The following is a 1,501-nucleotide window of genomic DNA, read 5'->3' as shown; positions in this document are numbered from 1 at the left end:
AACCGGGGGGTTGGCGGTCTGGGCGGCGAGCTCGCCGATCAGGCGGTCGGCGTCGGCGGCCATGCCGTCGGGCGCCTGGATCACCAGACGCTCCAGCGACCAGCGGTAGGACGAGACGCGCTGCTCCAGGCATTGCTGCACCCACTGCACGATCAGCGAGTTCTCCTGCATGCGCGCGACCGCGTCGTCCTTCTCCCTCGGCGAGAGCGCCGAAACACGCGCCATGCTGGCATCGCGCTTCCTGTCGAGATCGATGACGCGGATCGCGCTGGCGAAGAACGGCTCGAAGCGGGTGATGTCGTTGCGCACGTCCTCGATCAGCTGCGCATAACGCGAGGAATGCGAGCGGTGCGGCTCGTCGATCAGCGTGCGTCCGTACATGGTGCGATCGAACACGATCTTCTGACGCCAGGGCGATGGCAGCGCCTTGTAGTCGCCGAACACGCTCTTCCATGCGGGGCGCGACAGCGGCGGCTCGATCATGGGATAGGCGAGGTCGCGCAGCTGGCGCTCTTCGTCGGTGAGCTGGAATTGCGAAGGCTTCAGGCCGACGCTGGAGGTAACCTCCGCGCCCAGCCAGCGATGCATGTCGTCACTGCGCATGTCGGCGCGGGTGCGGCCGAAATCACCGCCGCTACAGGCTGCGAGCATCGCGCCGAGAAGCGTAAGCAGGGCGGCCGATAAAAAGGGCCGGATCTGGCGGATGGCGTCCGGCATTGCAAAAGCCGGAAATCAGCGACGGCGACGACGGCGCCCCGGCGCTGTGCCCTGCTCGGGGCCGCGATCGCCGCTGGTTTCATCTGCCTCGCGCTCGATACGGATGACGGGAAGGATCAGGATCGTTCCCATGTCCGCGCGCGGAGCGACATCCCCCGACGAGCCCACCCGGCGACCGGCCGGAAATTCAATGATGGTCCCCATGTCAGCTCTCTTCAATTGCCGCGCGACCGAACGCGCCCCTGCAACATGCAATTCATTAAGATCAGTTCATGGTTAACGGGGTGTAAACGCGGCGTTCGGACCGTAGCGGCACGGGCCGGTCCGCGACGTCCCGTTAAGGCACGAGACCGCGACAAGTGGAGCGTTCGGCTTCACGCCTCGTTTTCCTTAACGAGCCTTTAAAGGAGCCTGCGATAGGCTGGCGGCGAGTATCCTTCCCAGGTCGCGTATCTCTCCATGACCAAGTCGCTGTTTCCCGGATTCGACGGGCTGATGTCCCTCTCCCGTCGCGAAGGCGTCGATGTTCGGCCGACGCTGCTGCGCGTGCTGACCGACCTTTACGTCCAGACGCGCATCCACAGCGAGGACGAGCAGCGTCAGTTTACCGAGCTTGCAACACGGCTGATCGACCAGGTTGACGATGCGACGCGCGCGGCCATCAAAGCCAAGCTCGCGATCTATCCGCAGACGCCGGTCCCGGTGCTGCAGAAGCTCGGACTGGTCGCCGCGCAGGAAGGCCGCAGGGTTCCGCTGGCGCGCGAGATTCCCACGCCCGCACCCG

General features: G+C 65.4%; 2 protein-coding genes and 1 pseudogene. 1 reads left to right on the top strand and 2 read right to left on the bottom strand.

Translation table 11 applies throughout. The features are described 5' to 3' along the window. Together MOV75_RS37710 and MOV75_RS37705 are read right to left on the bottom strand one after the other, a co-directional pair. On the bottom strand, positions 1 to 717 hold a 717-nt coding region (locus MOV75_RS37710), incomplete at its 3' end, for a hypothetical protein (protein WP_247007948.1). 15 nt (positions 718 to 732) lie between these two features. Beyond that, positions 733 to 921 carry a hypothetical protein gene (locus MOV75_RS37705; RefSeq protein ID WP_212067156.1) on the bottom strand — a complete coding sequence of 63 codons (189 nt, stop codon included), beginning with the start codon at positions 919 to 921 and terminating at the stop codon, positions 733 to 735. A gap of 255 nt (positions 922 to 1,176) precedes the next feature. Between MOV75_RS37705 and MOV75_RS37700 the strand changes: the two are divergent. Beyond that, positions 1,177 to 1,501: pseudogene (locus MOV75_RS37700) on the top strand (DUF2336 domain-containing protein); the annotation flags it as partial.

The sequence above is a fragment of the Bradyrhizobium sp. PRIMUS42 genome, assembly GCF_023006515.1.
Lineage (GTDB): Bacteria > Pseudomonadota > Alphaproteobacteria > Rhizobiales > Xanthobacteraceae > Bradyrhizobium.
This window is presented reverse-complemented; position numbering and strand designations above follow the sequence as displayed.